This window comes from Roseobacter sp. N2S (genome assembly GCF_031454055.1).
Lineage (GTDB): Bacteria > Pseudomonadota > Alphaproteobacteria > Rhodobacterales > Rhodobacteraceae > Amylibacter.
Genome location: NZ_JAVDQB010000002.1, coordinates 614,353 through 629,940 on the forward strand (window position 1 = coordinate 614,353; position 15,588 = coordinate 629,940).

General features: G+C 56.6%; 14 protein-coding genes. 4 read left to right on the plus strand and 10 right to left on the minus strand.

What is annotated here, in order from left to right; all coding sequences use genetic code 11:
* Position 1: 1 nt before the first annotated feature.
* Positions 2 to 2,824 carry a helicase-related protein gene (locus GGE09_RS08740; RefSeq protein WP_309745722.1) on the minus strand — a complete coding sequence of 941 codons (2,823 nt, stop codon included), beginning with the start codon at positions 2,822 to 2,824 and terminating at the stop codon, positions 2 to 4.
* A gap of 136 nt (positions 2,825 to 2,960) precedes the next feature.
* Positions 2,961 to 3,542 carry a tetratricopeptide repeat protein gene (locus tag GGE09_RS08745; RefSeq protein ID WP_309745723.1) on the minus strand — a complete coding sequence of 194 codons (582 nt, stop codon included), beginning with the start codon at positions 3,540 to 3,542 and terminating at the stop codon, positions 2,961 to 2,963.
* A 74-nt stretch (positions 3,543 to 3,616) separates the two neighbouring features.
* On the opposite strand from GGE09_RS08745, the gene GGE09_RS08750 reads away from it, so the two are divergent.
* From GGE09_RS08750 to GGE09_RS08760, 3 genes are all read left to right on the plus strand, one after another.
* A complete protein-coding gene (locus tag GGE09_RS08750; RefSeq protein WP_309745724.1) occupies positions 3,617 to 3,907 on the plus strand; it encodes an SCP2 sterol-binding domain-containing protein in 291 nt (96 codons plus the stop codon).
* Positions 3,908 to 3,988: 81 nt separating this feature from the next.
* Positions 3,989 to 4,915: an alpha/beta hydrolase gene (locus tag GGE09_RS08755; RefSeq protein ID WP_309745725.1), complete on the plus strand. Its 927-nt coding sequence runs from the start codon at positions 3,989 to 3,991 to the stop codon at positions 4,913 to 4,915.
* A 69-nt stretch (positions 4,916 to 4,984) separates the two neighbouring features.
* Complete coding sequence (locus tag GGE09_RS08760; RefSeq protein ID WP_309745726.1) at positions 4,985 to 5,362, plus strand: hypothetical protein; 378 nt, start codon at positions 4,985 to 4,987, stop codon at positions 5,360 to 5,362.
* A gap of 130 nt (positions 5,363 to 5,492) precedes the next feature.
* On the opposite strand, the gene GGE09_RS08765 is transcribed toward GGE09_RS08760, so the two are convergent.
* The 5 genes from GGE09_RS08765 to GGE09_RS08785 all read right to left on the minus strand — a co-directional run bounded on the left by GGE09_RS08765 (position 5,493) and on the right by GGE09_RS08785 (position 10,144).
* Positions 5,493 to 6,170: an EI24 domain-containing protein gene (locus tag GGE09_RS08765; RefSeq protein ID WP_309745805.1), complete on the minus strand. Its 678-nt coding sequence runs from the start codon at positions 6,168 to 6,170 to the stop codon at positions 5,493 to 5,495.
* Entirely contained in the window at positions 6,170 to 6,748 is a 579-nt protein-coding gene (locus tag GGE09_RS08770; protein WP_309745727.1) for a nitroreductase, read from the minus strand. Before GGE09_RS08770 ends, GGE09_RS08765 begins: the two co-directional genes overlap by 1 nt.
* Positions 6,748 to 7,467 (minus strand): GNAT family protein, encoded by a 720-nt coding sequence (locus GGE09_RS08775; RefSeq protein WP_309745728.1) that lies wholly within the window; start codon positions 7,465 to 7,467, stop codon positions 6,748 to 6,750. The genes GGE09_RS08770 and GGE09_RS08775 overlap by 1 nt, the downstream gene beginning before the upstream one ends.
* Before the next feature lie 86 nt (positions 7,468 to 7,553).
* On the minus strand, positions 7,554 to 8,777 hold the full coding sequence (locus tag GGE09_RS08780; protein WP_309745729.1) for a DUF1501 domain-containing protein: 1,224 nt from the start codon (positions 8,775 to 8,777) through the stop codon (positions 7,554 to 7,556).
* Positions 8,778 to 8,782: 5 nt separating this feature from the next.
* Positions 8,783 to 10,144 (minus strand): DUF1800 domain-containing protein, encoded by a 1,362-nt coding sequence (locus GGE09_RS08785; protein ID WP_309745730.1) that lies wholly within the window; start codon positions 10,142 to 10,144, stop codon positions 8,783 to 8,785.
* A gap of 176 nt (positions 10,145 to 10,320) precedes the next feature.
* On the opposite strand from GGE09_RS08785, the gene GGE09_RS08790 reads away from it, so the two are divergent.
* Entirely contained in the window at positions 10,321 to 10,926 is a 606-nt protein-coding gene (locus GGE09_RS08790) for a glutathione S-transferase N-terminal domain-containing protein (protein WP_309745731.1), read from the plus strand.
* Positions 10,927 to 10,951: 25 nt separating this feature from the next.
* Here GGE09_RS08790 and GGE09_RS08795 read toward each other — a convergent pair whose 3' ends face one another.
* The 3 genes from GGE09_RS08795 to GGE09_RS08805 form a co-directional block, all read right to left on the minus strand.
* Positions 10,952 to 11,764: a GH25 family lysozyme gene (locus GGE09_RS08795; protein ID WP_309745732.1), complete on the minus strand. Its 813-nt coding sequence runs from the start codon at positions 11,762 to 11,764 to the stop codon at positions 10,952 to 10,954.
* A 197-nt stretch (positions 11,765 to 11,961) separates the two neighbouring features.
* A complete protein-coding gene (locus GGE09_RS08800; protein WP_309745733.1) occupies positions 11,962 to 14,331 on the minus strand; it encodes a mechanosensitive ion channel domain-containing protein in 2,370 nt (789 codons plus the stop codon).
* On the minus strand, positions 14,331 to 15,491 hold the full coding sequence (locus GGE09_RS08805) for a 2Fe-2S iron-sulfur cluster-binding protein (protein WP_309745734.1): 1,161 nt from the start codon (positions 15,489 to 15,491) through the stop codon (positions 14,331 to 14,333). The genes GGE09_RS08800 and GGE09_RS08805 overlap by 1 nt, the downstream gene beginning before the upstream one ends.
* Positions 15,492 to 15,588: the final 97 nt, after the last annotated feature.

Sequence of the window (15,588 nt, forward strand, 5' to 3'; positions counted from 1 at the left end):
CTCAGCTTTTGTTTTTCAGCGCCATCAAGGCTGCAAATGGATTGTCCGGATCAATCGGCTTTTCCTTTTTCGGAGCAGGCTTGTTGGTGCGCGGCTTGCCTTTGTGGTCAGATTTCTTACCCTGCCCACGGGGTTGGCCCTGAGATTGCCCGTGCGCCTTGCCCTTTGGCCCAGCATTTCGCGGACGCGACTGCTCGGCTGGCCGTTTTTTCGGAACCCAGCGGAAGGTGTAGAACACTTCCATTTCGGCTGGCACTTCAGCGGGTGCTTCTGTTGGTTCAACAGATGTTTCTTCAACAGGTGCGGCCTCGGATACAGCCGGCTCTGGAGTAGCTTCTGCGGTGGTTTCGCCAACCACTTCTGCTTCTGATTCTGCAACCGCGTCACCCTCTGGCGCAACAACTTCAGCCTCAGCCGTTTTGGCAGGTGCAGCCTCAACAGCTTTCACCTTAGGCCGCTCGCCTTTTTCCGCACCATATCCCAATCCGCCCATAAGATCGGCGAATTGATCCAGTGTCATACCGGTGATCGACAGCATATCACCCGTGGCTTCAAACCCGCCCCGCGTATCCACACCGCGCAGCATATCCGCCAGACGTTCCAGCATATCAATCCGAATGGCCCGTTCACCCGCCAAACGATAGCCCGCACGGGGGTAATAGCCTTTAGGCGCATCAATCACGGCCGGAATTGTCACCAATCCCGCAGGGGGGGATTCGGGGAATTCGCCCAGACCCTCTTGCAAAGACCACAGCACCAAGCGCAAACGGGTCGGCGCAGGTTTCAGCATCAAGTGCTGGAAAATCGTGAACTGGCCAAAGCGGATACCATGTTTGCGCAGCAAGCCACGGGCATCCTGATCCAGCGACTTTACATCATCCGCAATCACCGAGCGGGGAATAACCCCAAGGGATTCAACCAATCGGAACGCCACACCACGGGCCAGCCCAGTGACGGCCTCATCTTTTTTCAAGGCGATAAGCGGTTCGAATGCAGCTTCGATCTTGCGGTTGATAAAATGGCTCAGACGGCGGCGCAGCTTTTCGGCAACCTCGGCTCCGGCTTCTTCATCCACAAAAGGTTCTACAATCGGTGACAGCGCATCCCCGCCGGCAACCAGCTTGCCTACGGCATATTCGCCCCACATCAAGCCGCCCTGTTCAGTGAAATCAAATTCTGTGTCTGGCGCGTTGTAAAAACGATCCGACATCAGCTTGAACTGTGGCTGCAACGCCTGCAACGCTGCGGAGCGCAGGGTCTTTGCCTCTTCACCGGTGGCTTTTGGATCCAATTGGAACCGGAATCCTGTCAATTTACCGGCGAATTGGCCCTCGACGGTCACTTCACCCTTGTCGTTCACTTCAGCCACAAGGCTCTCCTTCTGCTTCAACCGCCGCATCAAAACACTGGTGCGCCGATCGACAAATCTCTGTGTTAATGCCCCATGCAGCGCATCTGATAGGCGATCTTCTACTGCACGGGTTTCCTCGCGCCAATAGTTTTCGTCCTGAACCCAGCCCTTTCGTTGGGCCACATAGGTCCATGTGCGGATATATGCCAGTCTTTTGGACAAAGCATCAATATCCCCGACAGGTTTATCAATCCGCGCGACACGATCCTGCAACCAGCCCTGGCCGATCTGACCGTCCTGATGCAGGAATTCGAAAATTTGCTCCACAATCGAATTATGCTCGTTGAATGACACCTGACGGAAATCGGGAATCTGGCAGACGTCCCACAACAAACGCACCGCCGCGGGGTCTCGCACCCGCGCCGCAATTTCTGGGATCTGGCTGAGCGCCTGCAAGGTCCGATGGTCATCCGCATCCCGCGAGCGGGACAGGATCGGTTCCCCTGACGGGGCAGACAAAGACGCAAGCAGCGTGTCCAGCGTGCCAAATTCCAACCGGTTGTTGCGCCATTGCAGCTTTTTGATCGGGGTAAAGCGATGGTTTTCAATCGCCTCAACCACCTCAGGCTCTAACGGAGGCGCTTCCCCCGTCACACCAAAGGTGCCATTGTTGGTGTGACGCCCGGCCCGCCCCGCAATCTGGCTTAACTCGTTTGGCATCAAATGCCGCATCTTGCGGCCGTCAAATTTGGTCAGACTGGAAAACGCCACATGGTTCACATCCAGATTAAGCCCCATGCCAATGGCATCCGTAGCAACCAGATATTCCACATCGCCGTTCTGATACATTTCCACCTGCGCATTGCGCGTGCGCGGCGACAAAGCCCCCATCACCACAGCCGCACCGCCTTTTTGGCGGCGTAACAATTCTGCGATGGCATACACATTTTCGACCGAAAACCCGACAATCGCAGACCGCGCGGGCATCCGGCTGGTTTTCTTCGGCCCTGTGTAACTGAGCTGCGAAAACCGCTCACGGCGCATGAATTCAGCCTTGGGCACCAGTTGCGCAATCACACTGCGCATGGTTTCAGCCCCCAAAAACAAGGTCTCATGACTGCCGCGCATGTGTAGCAAGCGATCGGTGAACACATGGCCCCGTTCGGGATCAGCGCACAGCTGCACTTCGTCGATCGCCACAAAATCCGCACCGATTCCCTGCGGCATCGCCTCAACCGTGCAGACCCAATAGGCAGCACGGGGCGGCACAATCCGCTCCTCACCAGTGACCAAAGCCACCACAGAGGGGCCACGCAGGGCGACGATCTTGTCATAAACCTCGCGCGCCAACAGCCGCAGCGGCAGGCCGATGACCCCCGTGCGATGGGCCAACATGCGTTCAATCGCATAATGGGTTTTACCCGTATTGGTCGGCCCCAGAACCGCACAAACGCGCGCAGGCAAATTGCTCATGATTAACGGCTCTCAAAGTCTCGGGCGTCACCCCTATACCAAAACACCGACCAGCCTCAACCACAGACCACGCCACCGCTTCAATGTTCTAAAAATACTCGCGTTCAGCCCCACACAGAAAAGCAGCGCTCTGCTGTTACAGCTCTACACCCTCGACACTGTCGCTTAACCGCTGGATGCCTTGTTGCACTTCAGGCCGGTTCGGGTGGATATCTTGCACCTGCTGATAGATTTTCAACGCATCTTTAGGGCGTTCCAGCTGCATCAAAATCGTCGCCAACCCGGACATAGCCCCGAAATGGCGGGGTTCCAGCAATAAGGTCTGGCGAATATCCACCATGGACAGACCATAGCGTTCCAGTGCGAACCAAGCAGAGGCACGGGCATTCCAGCCCTCGGCAAATTCCGGCGCATGGTCGATCAGCGCGGAAAAATGGTTCACAGCTTCTGTATAATTGCCCTTTTCCATCTCTGCCTTACCCCGCTCCAGCAGCAAATCCATCGCGTTGGAACCAGATTTCGACCACTGTGCCCAGATTTTCTTTTCTACAGCCTGCCAGTCGTCGGCAGTGGCAACCTTCAGCTCGGCAAACAGCGCATCCAAACTTTCAGTTTGCGCCGCAGCCGAAGTTGCGGCAAGCTGCACCCCAAGCGCGATTACCCCCAAACCCATTAGGAATCTATTGATTAACGCCACGGCACGGTTTGCAGTTTTCATCAAGTGTCACCATGTTTACTCTCGACTCTCAAACTAGGTCAAAATCAGAAAAATGAAACCCGAAAGGATCAAACATGAGTGATGTTATCAATCAGGCTGTGGAAGCGTTGAATGCAAAACTGGGCGGCGACGGCTTTGACGGCTCTGTCAAAGTGGAAATCACCGGCGAGGGATCCTTGATAGTGGATTCCAATGGCGCACGGGTTGGCGACGAAGAAACCGACTGCACCCTGACCGCAGATGCCGAAACATTCATCGGCATGATGGACGGCGACGTGAACCCGACTTCTGCCTTTATGACCGGCAAACTGGCTGTGGACGGCGATATGGGTGCCGCAATGAAACTGGGCACTTTACTGGCCTGAACCGACACGATGGTCCTGCCCCTTTGACCCGAAAAATGCTGGTTTAAAGGGCAGGACACAGACGAAAGTGGAACCGCCAACATGAAACCTGCACCGCTTTATTCCGATCTGGAAGGCATGCCCGACGGAGGGCAAGCCTATTGGCGCGTCTGCAGCGATGGCACGCGGATTCGTGTAGCGGTTTGGCAGGGTGCTGGCGAAAAAACGGTGCTGGTCTTTCCGGGCCGCACGGAATTTATAGAAAAATACGGCGATGTGATCGCCCGCCTGCTGGATCGTGGCTATAGTGTTGCGGTGGTAGACTGGCGCGGTCAGGGCATGGCAGATCGCCACCCGACGCGGCCTAAAATGGGTTGGGTTAAAGAATTCGACGACTATCAGCAGGATGTGGCCGAACTACTGGCCACCGTCCAAGAAGCGGGTCTACCCGACCCCTTTGCCATGATCGGCCACTCCATGGGCGGCGGCATCGGACTGCGCAGTCTGTTGAACGGGCTCAAGGTGAAAAAAGCCATTTTCAGCGCGCCGATGTGGGGCATCTATGTGGAACCCCATATGCGATTGCTGGCTTGGGTTGTGGCAAACTTCGGGCCTTTTCTGGGATTTGGGCAGAAATTCATCCCAACGGGGGGGCCTGAAAACTATGTTCAGGAACAACCGTTTGAGGGAAACGCCCTAACCAATGACAAGCGCAGCTATGAAATCATGCAAAGTCACATGAACCAGCATCCCGAACTGGGGCTTGGCGGACCATCAATCCACTGGCTGAACCGCGCGCGCCGCGAGACCAGCGCCATCGTAAAGGCGGCCCCTGCCCCCCATGATTGTCTGTGTTTTCTGGGCAGCAATGAATCTATAGTGTCAAAACAAGCGGTGCGCCGTGTGATGGGCAAATGGCCCAACGGGCTGCTGGTGGATATCGACGGCGCCCAACACGAGGTTTTGATGGAGCAGCCCCACGTGATAGAGCAACTTTGGCTTGAAATAGACGCCCATCTGGCCGAATAACCCTTTTCAACCGCGCCATTTCACACTAGAGCGGCGTCTTGAACTTTGCTGATCCAAGGAGGATCTGTTATGCCTACTTTGAAACCTGGCGATTTGGCCGCACTGATTTCCGGCTCCCCCCGTATGGCGGTTGAAGCTGTTGACGGGGATAATGTCTCTCTGGTGTGGTGCAATGAGGGCGTGATCTACCGCGATACCTTTGCAAACCTGCTGCTGAAGAAATGGGAAACCCGTGACGGCGGCTTTGATGACCGCCCCAAACGTCCCTTTGACAAAGGCGGCCGTGATGGTGGTCGTGACGGCGGCCGTGGTTTTGGCGGCGGAGACCGTGGTGGAGATCGCGGCGGTGATCGTGGTGGAGATCGCGGCGGTGATCGTGGTGGCGACAAGGGTAAAACCGGTTGGCACGGCAAACCCCGTGAAAAATCACACTTCCGTAAAGACTAAATCGTCTGAATATACTGTGCTGGCTGGAGAAATTTAAAAGCCTGCGGCGCGGATATTTTTAGAAAGAAGAAAGCCGGACTTATTGGGTCCGGCTTTTGTCTGTCTGCTGTTCAAATGTAGCGGGTCAGGTTCAGTTTTTGGCATTCACGCGGTGAAACAGATGGGTGAATGTGGCCACGCCCAGCACAGGGATTACCAGATTAAGGATCGGCACCGTCAACGGGATTGCCATCAATGCACCCGCAAACCAGATTTGCCCCCGATTGCGCGCGCGTAACTGTTTGGCCCCTGCCCGCCCGAGGCGGCGCATGGCCACCATTTGAAAATACTCCCGCCCCAGCAGCATACCGTTCACCGCCCAGAACACCAAAGGGGCTGCCAGGGTGGACAAAAGATAGACGATCAGCGCCAGCAGGTTGACCACCACCAGAACCCCCAGAAATCCGAGTGCGTCGATCAGGGTTTCGCCAAAGGACACTGAATTTGCAGGTTCCAGACCAGGGTAATGTTTGGTTTCAACCGCATCCATCACCTGATCGAGGAAAAAACCCGTGAACAGGGAGGCAACAGGCACCATCAGGATCACCGACAGGCCGATCATAGCCACCAGAATAAAGCCTGACAGAAGGGTCGAGAGCCAGACGATTTCTCCGAACCAAGGCAGGCTGATGCTATCGGGCAGCAGGAATTGCACGCCCCAAGTGACCCCTGCCAACAGCAGAACTGTCAGCCCGATCCCCCGCAGCAAAACGCTGCGAAATTTTGGATCCCCCATCTGGCCCAGCGCCTTGAAGAAATCGTCAAATATCATTCTGTGACCCAAGTTGTAATTGCATCAAGTTCAGGGCGTTTGCGGTCTGTGGGTTCTGTTTTAGCAGTACCGATAAAAATGAAACCAGCCACATATTCATCTGCGCTTAGCCCCATGTGGTCTTGTAGAAACGCCGTTTCAAACGCGGTCCAGCCGGTGATCCAGTTCGCCCCCCAGCCACTGGCCAGTGCTGCGTTCAGCACGCTCAGACAACAGGCGCCAACGGCAAGGGTCTGCTCCACCTCGGGGATCATATCGGTGGGTTTCAGGCTGGCCACCACGGCAATACACAAAGGCGCGTTGGTGAAATTGAACACGGCTTTTGCAGTTTTATCGGCGTCTTGCCCGATCTGATCCCCATAAATTTGCACCACCCCCCCCAAACGGTTCAGCGCGGCGTCCCCCAGCACGATAAAGCGGAAAGGTTCCAACATCTTATGGTCGGGAACCCGCGCACCTGCGGTCAGGATGGCGTCGATTCCGGCGCGATCCGGCACAGGAAAGGACAGGGTTTTATGGGATACAGAGCGCCGTTCCAGCAGGAATTTCAGCGCATCGAGATTGGCCTGTGGCATTAACGCTCCAGTGTTGGGTCAGAGGCCACCCGCACCAAAGCGGTCAGATTGCCCAGCGAGTCGATCTGCTGGCCTGTTTCGGTGAAATTGTTTGGATGAAGCCAGGCTTGAAACGCCGCTTCCAGAGCAGGCCATTCCTTGTCGATGGCGGCAAACCAAGCGGTATCGCGGTTGCGCCCCTTGTACATTGTGGCCTGACGGAAGGTGCCTTCATAGGATAGACCCAAACGCTGGGCTGCGCGGCGCGATCCGTAATTCAGCGCATCGCATTTCCATTCATAGCGGCGATAGCCAGCTTCAAAGGCCCATTTCATCATCAGATACATCGCCTCGGTGGCGGCGCGGGTGCGCTGTAAGGCGGGGGCGAAATTGATATGGCCGACTTCTATCGAGCCTGCATTCACATCAATCCGAAGATAGGATGCGATGCCACAGAAACGGCCCAGCTCCTTGTTCTTGATGGCGTAGAAATAGGGGTCATCAAGGGCTGCCATTTCGCGCAGCCATTTGTGATAGGTGGCCTGTGCGTGATAGGGGCCATAGGGCAGATAATCCCAGATCCCTTCGGTGGTGTCTTCGGAGTTGGCTTTGAACAGATCGCCGCTGTGATCCTCGGCGTTGATCCGTTCCAGCCGCGCATAACGGCCTTCTAGGGGTTCGCCTTGGGGCGCAGGCGGCGCAACCCAGTCTTTTACTTCAAAACCAACCGGTTTCGCCATCACTTCACACCCTGTTTTAAGTAAACTTCTGCCAATTCACATAAACACGCCTGCGAAAATGTCCATAACCAGCGGCAAAATTCATCTCAGCGGATGAAGCGGGGATTGTCGAGCATATCGACCCCCGGAAACACCGAGCTTTCGATCTGCGCCACCGACAGGCCGAACAGATCGTGGGCCGCCCAGCCCGCATAGCGGCGCAAATCGGCGGTGGGCATCAGGTCGCGGCGTTCATAAAGCTGGGCTTCGTTCAGGCCCGGCCAATCGCCATAAACCTTGCGCCCTTTGATCGCGCCGCCCGCCATGATCATCGCCCCCCCCGTGCCGTGATCCGTGCCTCCAGAGCCGTTTTCTTGCACGGTACGGCCAAATTCGGTCACACAAAGCACACATGTTTTATCCCAAACAGGGCCGAGCTCGCGGTACAGGGTCAACAGGGCGGATTGCAGTTCCTGTGACGCATTGCGGATGCTGCGGTCTTGGCGTTGATGGGTATCCCAACCGCCAATGGAAAACGTGGCAAAGCGGGTGTCCTCTTTCAGACGTGCGGCAGAAAACGCCGCCAGACCGCTGGCATTTTGCGCGGCCTGCGCTTCTTTCATGCTTTTAAGCATTTCTGCCATCATTTCAGTGTCTTCTTCATCCACGCTGTCCACCGCTTGCAAGGAAAGTTGCGCTGCCAGCGTCAGTGCGGTCTGGCCTGCTTGGGAAAACAGCGGGTCTTTGGCATAGATCGCATCCAGCAACAGCCGCCCCTGCGGAGACATATCCACACGGCTTTCAGGGGCCCAACTGGTCACAGGGAAATCCCCGCGCAGGATCAGCATATTTTCCCGCCCCACCGAAAAGGCGCTGTCTTGTTCCGCACCCGGAATAAGCGCGAGCATCCGGTTCATCCACCCTGTGTCCCGCACATTGCCGTTCACATTCATCAACCCCGCCTCTAACAGGTCCTGCCCGTCAAAATGGCTGCGTTTATCGCGGTACGGCGTTGAAACCGCCTGAACAAAACCCAACTGACCCGCCTTCCACAAAGGCATCAGTTCGCTTAAGTTTTCATTCAGGCCAAAGAACCCGTCCAGATCGGCGAAATTGCGCTTCGTCAGGCTGGGGCGGTATTGGCGGAGCATCGGCTCGGCCAAGGGCGCGCAGATATCCAGACCGTCCATCGCCCCGCGCAGCACGATCACCACCAGCCGGTTGTCTGAAGGGATCGAGGCAAAGGTGACGGGCGTAATAAACGGGCTGGCCGCAGCGGAACAGCCAAGGGCGAAGGTCTGTGCCAGAAACTTACGTCGGGAATGGTCCATAGCGCCTATCTCCTGTTAAATTCAGGGGACGCCAGAACCAGCGTCAAACCCTCTTCGCGCCGCTCTGCCCCTGAAACGGCAAATTGCAACGTCTGCCCCGCCAGTTCCCGCAGCGAGGTTTGGATGAATTGCCGTGGGTCCGTATCCTCGCCCCAGCGAATGGCAGAGGTCAGCGCCCATTGCAGCCGCCCCGCCAGCCCTTGCGGGGTGATCCACGCCTCGGCTTCTTCGGGCCAACCGTTTGGACCGGGGGCCGTGCGCAAGGGCTGGCCCATAAATTGAATGGGCTGGCTCAACTGCTTGGCGATCTGCCCGTTGGGGGGCTTAATAAAAGCCTCGGACGAGACCCCAAGAGCACGGTAACTCGACACCATAAAATCAAACGGCTGTTTGGCCTTTTGTCCCAAATCCCCCCAAGAGGATGGATGTTCCAGCAAGGCCCAATACACTCGCAGCAAATCCCCGTCGGTTTGGCTGAAGGTCTGGGCCACATGGGCCACCAGTTGTTCATCGGGCGTATCGGACACAAAATGTGTCGCCAGCTTGCGGGCCACATTATGCGCGGTGTCAGGATGGCGGGCTACATCCCGCAAGAACAGTTCAATATCCGCCTGTTTCGCAGGATCACCGCCATAGGTTTTGCCCAAAACCGTTTCCGCCCCCGGTTCCGCCTTGTTCTTGTTAAAATGCGGGCCGTTGCGGTTGAAATCCAGCCCCGTCAGTAGCTCGGCAAACTGGCGCACATCCGATTGTTTATAGGCCCCATCCACCCCCATCGTGTGCAGCTCTAAAACTTCACGGGCCAGATTTTCGTTCAGTCCCAGCTTCTTGCGCTTGCCCACTTTGGAATTGGGACCGGTTGAACCCACCTGATCCAGATACAACAGCATCGAAGGATGGGTAACAGCCGAGACCAACAGATCGCCAAAGCTGCCCGTAATATGGGGGCGGATCGCCTGTTCCAGATAATTCCCCCACAGCGCGTTGGCATTCAGACCTTTGGGGATGATTGTGAAATGATCGCTCCAGAAAAAGGCCAGACGTTCGCGAAAACCCTGATTGTTCATCATCGCACGCTGGAACAAATGGCGCATGTCATCGCCGCGCATCCAATTGCGCTTTTTGATGGCGGCCCGATATTCAGTTTTGACCGAAGTATCGCCACTTTTCATGATGTTGCGCAACTCGCGAAAGGTCTGCATCTCTGCAAGGCGATCTTCAAGCGATAGTCCTGCATAGGTGGCCGCGCCCAGATCAGGCCCCTGCACCTGTTGCAGAATCTGTTCAATACCCGCCAGATCCCGTTCGCCCGTCGCAAAACCGTAGCCAAACCGAAACGCTGCCTTGGTTGCAAAACTCTGTGTCATCTCTGGCCTGACCCTTCCCTGACGGCGGATTTTCCCCTGCCGCGAAACGCAATACCGTTCCTTATAACTAGGCTTATACGGAGCTTTTACAATTCTTCGTTCAAATTTTCGACATCTCTGGTTTTTAGGCGGAATTCAGGTCATCTTGGCACAAATTCCAACCACAGGAGTCCCCCTTGGAACTGTTCCATTCTTCCGGCACCGTCGCCGTCGCCAGCCTGATCGCCCTACATGAAGCCGATCTGCCTTTCACCGCAACCGCAGTTGATTTCACCACAGCCGAGCAGCGGGGCGCCCCCTATCTGCGCACCAATCCCAAAGGCCGCGTGCCCGCACTTGTGTGCGACCACGGCATCCTGACGGAAACCCCCGCAATTTTAGCCTATATCGCAACCCTCGCGCCCGCCCGCAATCTGGCCCCAAGCGATCCGTTTGAATATGCCAAGATGCAGGAATTCCACAGTTATTTGGCCTCAACCGTGCATGTGAACCATTCCCACAGAATGCGCGGTCCCCGTTGGGCCAGCGCGCAGTCCAGCTTTGACGATATGGCGTCAAAAGTGGCGCAAAACATGACCGAATGTTTTGAACTGATCCAGAGTGAATACCTGAAAGGGCCTTGGGTGATGGGCGATCAATACACAGTGGCCGACGCCTATCTGTTCACCGTGACCAACTGGTTGAAAGGCGACGGGGTGGATGTGAACACCCTGCCCCGTATTGCCGAACATTTTGCCGCCATGCACGCGCGCCCCGCCGTGCAAAAAGCCCTATCCTACTGAAGCACGGGCTTACTAAGGTGCGGGTTTACTGAAGCGCAATACCATTACGCGCCAGCCAAGCCCGCCACACATCAGGCGAGCCGTCAAAGACGTTCAAATCAATGTTCCCGGGCGATCCGGGAACACGACCCGTGCCGGAATATTGCCAGAACAACCAGCGCTCGCCCGGGTAGGTCTTGGACGGATGATCCGCAACCGAACGCAGCCAGAACGGATAGCCGTTCAGCTTTGACAGATCGTTTTCGTGATAGAAATCCAGCGTGGTATAGATCAGCGGCGTCTTGCCATAGTGATCCCCGACAATGCGCAAAAAGATCCGCATATTATCGCGCACGGTTTCTCCGTCTGGCCGCATACGGCAGGTGCGTGACTGGTGGTTCCATTCAATATCAAGCACGGGTGGTAAAGCGCCTGCCTCATTGGGGACGTGTTTGATAAACCATTCCGCCTGTTCCTGGGGCGTGCGGCAGAAATAATAGAAATGATACGCCCCGCGCGGAATCCCTGCACGGGCGGCCTCCCACCAATGGGTGCGGAAATGCGGGTCCGTGTGATCGCCCCCTTCAGTCGCCTTGATATACCCGAATGAAATATGGTGGGTGCGCAATTGCGTCCAATCCAAGCCTTCTTGATACCGCGAAACATCAACCCCGTGCACCGGATAATGCCAAGGCTTTGAACCCGTCCATTCCACCGGATCACTGTCGGCATATTTTGGATTCCCCGACACCATAGTCGGCGCAGGCTGAACCTTTTGCGTCTTTGGCACCCTTTGCTGACGATTACTGCCGCAACTGACCACCCCCAAAACAATAAGACAAACTAATAGATACCGCACAAAAGCCCCCACGCCGGATTTAATCCCACAATCTAGTGCAACCGCGCAAAAGGCCAGACGAAAATCTGATCCAATTTCCGCTTAGGCGGGAAAGCCCCCACAGCTCTTTTTGGGAAAATATCCAAATCCCATCCTTGAAAGACGCGCCAGCTCCGCCACGCAAATGTAGCCCTCATCGCGCGTACGCTTTCAAAACCTTACGGCTCGTCTGGAATAGGTTTTGGCGGCCCGCTTGGCCCTTGAACAGCATCTTGCGCCGCCCCTGCAACCGCCTGTCTGGTCTCCTCGGACAGGTGTTCCCCACCTGCGATTTCCACTTTCACATTGCGTTCCGCCATGCGGATGCCATTGGCTTCAAAAATATCGCGCACCTTTTGATAGGCGTCGCGGCGCACCAGCCATTGTTCCCCCGGTTTGGTCATGAATTTCACGCCCACAACCATGTTGAATTCCTCCATCCGCCGCACGCCTTGGGATTTCAGCGTGGACAGAATGCTGGGTCCGTAATGTTCATTCGCCGCCAGTTCGGCCCCGACCTTTTTCACCAGCTTCTTGACCAGCATCAAATCGGTGTCAAACGGCACGCGGAATTCCAGCTTCATAATCACCCAATCGCGGGAATGGTTGGTCAGGGATTTCAGCTCTCCGTAAGGCACTGTATGCACCTTGCCGCGGTGGTGCCTGATCCGCATGGAGCGGATGGAAATTCCCTCAACCGTGCCGACCAATTCACCGATTTCGATGTATTCCCCCAAACGAAATGCATCATCAATCAAAAAGAAAATTCCCGCCACAATATCACGCACCAGCGATTGGGTGCCAAATCCGATGGCAATGCCCAATATGCCCGCCCCCGCCAAAATCGGCGCGATATTCACCCCGAGCGAGGTTAACACGCTGAGCGAAACCATGGTCAACAGCGTGACCAGCAGAATGGTACGCAACAAAGGCAGCAGCGTGATCATCCGCGCCTCGGGTCCGGGTGCCTGCCCATCCACGGGCGGTTCGTAATCCGCAAGCCGCTTGTCGATCACGGTTTTCGCCCAGGTCCAGACCAGATCAGCGAACAGCAAGGCGACGAAACTGTCCACCAACACCTCTAGCGCACGCCCCCCAAGCGAGCGGTCTTCGCTCAGGGCAAAAATATTCACGCCCCAAGCGGCAGCCAAAGCAAAAACCGCGCCCAGCAAGACCACAAACCGCGCCGCCCGCTGCACAATCGGGCGGGTGGTGGCATAGGGATCGTGGAATTCAGGCTCAATTGGCGGGATCGGGGCAATTTCTGTCATTGCTTGCGCATCGCCTGCAACGTCCTCGCCAGAAACCGTATCCGCTTCTGCGGCCTTTTCTGCCTCAGCCGCCATAAACGCATCCAGTTCCGCCTGCGCTTTAGCCTTATGCGCCTCGTAGAGTGCGGTTGTGGATTGATCGAAGAAATGGTCGATCCAGAGCACCAGCAACTTTACCCCTGGCACCGTCATCCCGATGACCAGAATAGCCCACATCAGGCCAAATGCACCAATCAACCATGTGCCAAACACCGCCGCCACCAACAGCGTCAGATAGTTGCGCCAGAAGCGCATCAAGCGCGGCTCGCACCCGCTTTGCGCCAATATCTGCGTGCGGCGGAACCCGACCCAGATGCAGCCCCAACTGACCAGAACAACCACAATCGCCAGCGCCACAGTTTGCGCCAGAAACACCGCAGGCAGATCGCCCGCCATATCCTGAAACGCGGTCAGCCGCGCCAGCACAAAAGACAGCGCAATGGCCAGAACCACCGTCAGCGCCAACACCCGCGCCAGCCAGTGCAGATGTTTGGCCACAGGTGTCGAATAAGGCACCAGCCGCAGTTCGGGGGCATAAGGCGCCTGAAAAAACAACGACACCGCCAGAATGATCCGCAGCATCAACACCATGGTCAGGAAATCCAGCACCAGACCTTCGACCAGCGGGTGCCATTCAAAGCTTTGGAATGCGCCGATACTGCCGATGGCGAACACCAACAGGCCGCCAAAGATGATTACCGCCCGCGTCGCCGCCCCTGTCAGCTTTTCCAAGGGCGCATCTTTGGGGGCCTGTTCCAGCCGCAACAATGGCAGGTCCATAAAACGGCGATACAGCCACTCCAGCCCAAAACCGATCAGCAAAAAGGTCAGAATATAGGTCAGCGAACGCACTTTTTGCGAGGTGGACAATTCGCTCTCCCATTGATCCGCCAGAACTTGGGGAATGTCGGGCACAATGCTCCACGCCAAGGCCAAGGACCGCGCCCGCTTGCCGAATTGCGCTAACTGGCCCTCGATCTGATCGCGCAAAGACACATCTGCACTGACAGCGGCGGCGGTCTGGCTGGTTGCACTTTCGCGCAGCCAGTCCTGAATTCCGGGATCGCCCAACAGGCGCAGAAATTCTTTGACGTCATTGGGGGATGGCGCGGGCACTGTGGCCGGTTCTTGTGCGCTGCTCGTGGACGGGATCATCTGCGCGACGCTTGGCGTGCCACCGGACAGCGCCACAAGAAAGACAGCGACCAGCGCCAGAAAATACGCGCGAAGCCCCCCCATCACACCGCTCTCTTTTGTGCAGAGTCGCCGGGCTTTCCGGTCTGTTTATAATCCAGATCGGAATAATCCGCCTGTATCACACGCTCGACCTGTAACTTTCCAGCCGTGGGATGCAACTGGCAGGCCAAACGTTCCGTCGGGCCTGCGTTCCAATGTTCCAAAACTTTGCGTTCCATCGCATCAGGCGGCGGCAAGTGATCCGCCCCTTGCATCACCCGCACACGGCAGGTGCCACAGCGCCCGCGTCCGCGACAGACATTGGCATGGGGCACATCATTGATCCGCGCCATTTCCAGCAGGGTCAGCCCCGTTTCGGTCGAAAACTGCGCAGGCCGCCGCCCCAGATAAGCCACATGCACCTGCCCCCGTTTCCAGCGTGACACCCGTATCCACCGTGCCAGAAACGCCAAAGCCACCAGCGCCAGAGACATCTGCCCCACCATACGCCCGTCTTTTTTGGCCTTTGCGATAATGTCCGCAGCCTCGGCCCCGTCCACGGACATGCCATCCGCATTGGGATCGTTTTGCATCACATAGCCCGTGCCGCCCTCTGCAATCGGGATCACCTGACGGCCTGCCTCGACATAACCCAGCATGGCGAGAATGGGCACAAGCACCACAAAGGGATAGAAAAACCGCATGGTCCGCTCAGACCCGTCGCGCGACCGCAGCCATGTATAAATCCCGATCGCCCCGTGCAACCACGCCACCACCAGCAAAACCACCTGCCGCAACCCGTCCAACGGCGACAGGTTCCAGAAAAACCGCAGCACCAGATCATAGGTCGCCACCAACCCCAAATCCGCATAGGCCATGATCCCGAACACATGGGGCGCCAGCAGTGGAATAATCAGAATCCCTGCCACCATCTGCGCCAGATCATAGGCAGGTAGGCGCAGCGTATTCCGGTAATAGAGCGACACCAGCGCGGTCAGGAAATGCAGCGTCATCGCGAAGACCAAAAGCTGGCGAAACCCCGGCCCCGTCCACAAACCGCTCAGCACCCAGCGCCATTTATCCATCAAGGCAACCGAATGCAGCCCCAGAATAAGATTGGTCAAATGGCAGGTGATAAAGGCGAACAAGATCAGACCGGTGCTGATCATAATGGCGCGGCGATAGGCAACAGCAGGATGTCCGGGTGCAGTCGCGTCTGGCATTCAGTTCAATCCCTTAAAAGAAAATACGTGCCGTTCACGGCAGGCGAATGGGTTGCGGAACAGCTTTCCACACCCCATCCCGCTCTGCAAGGATTTG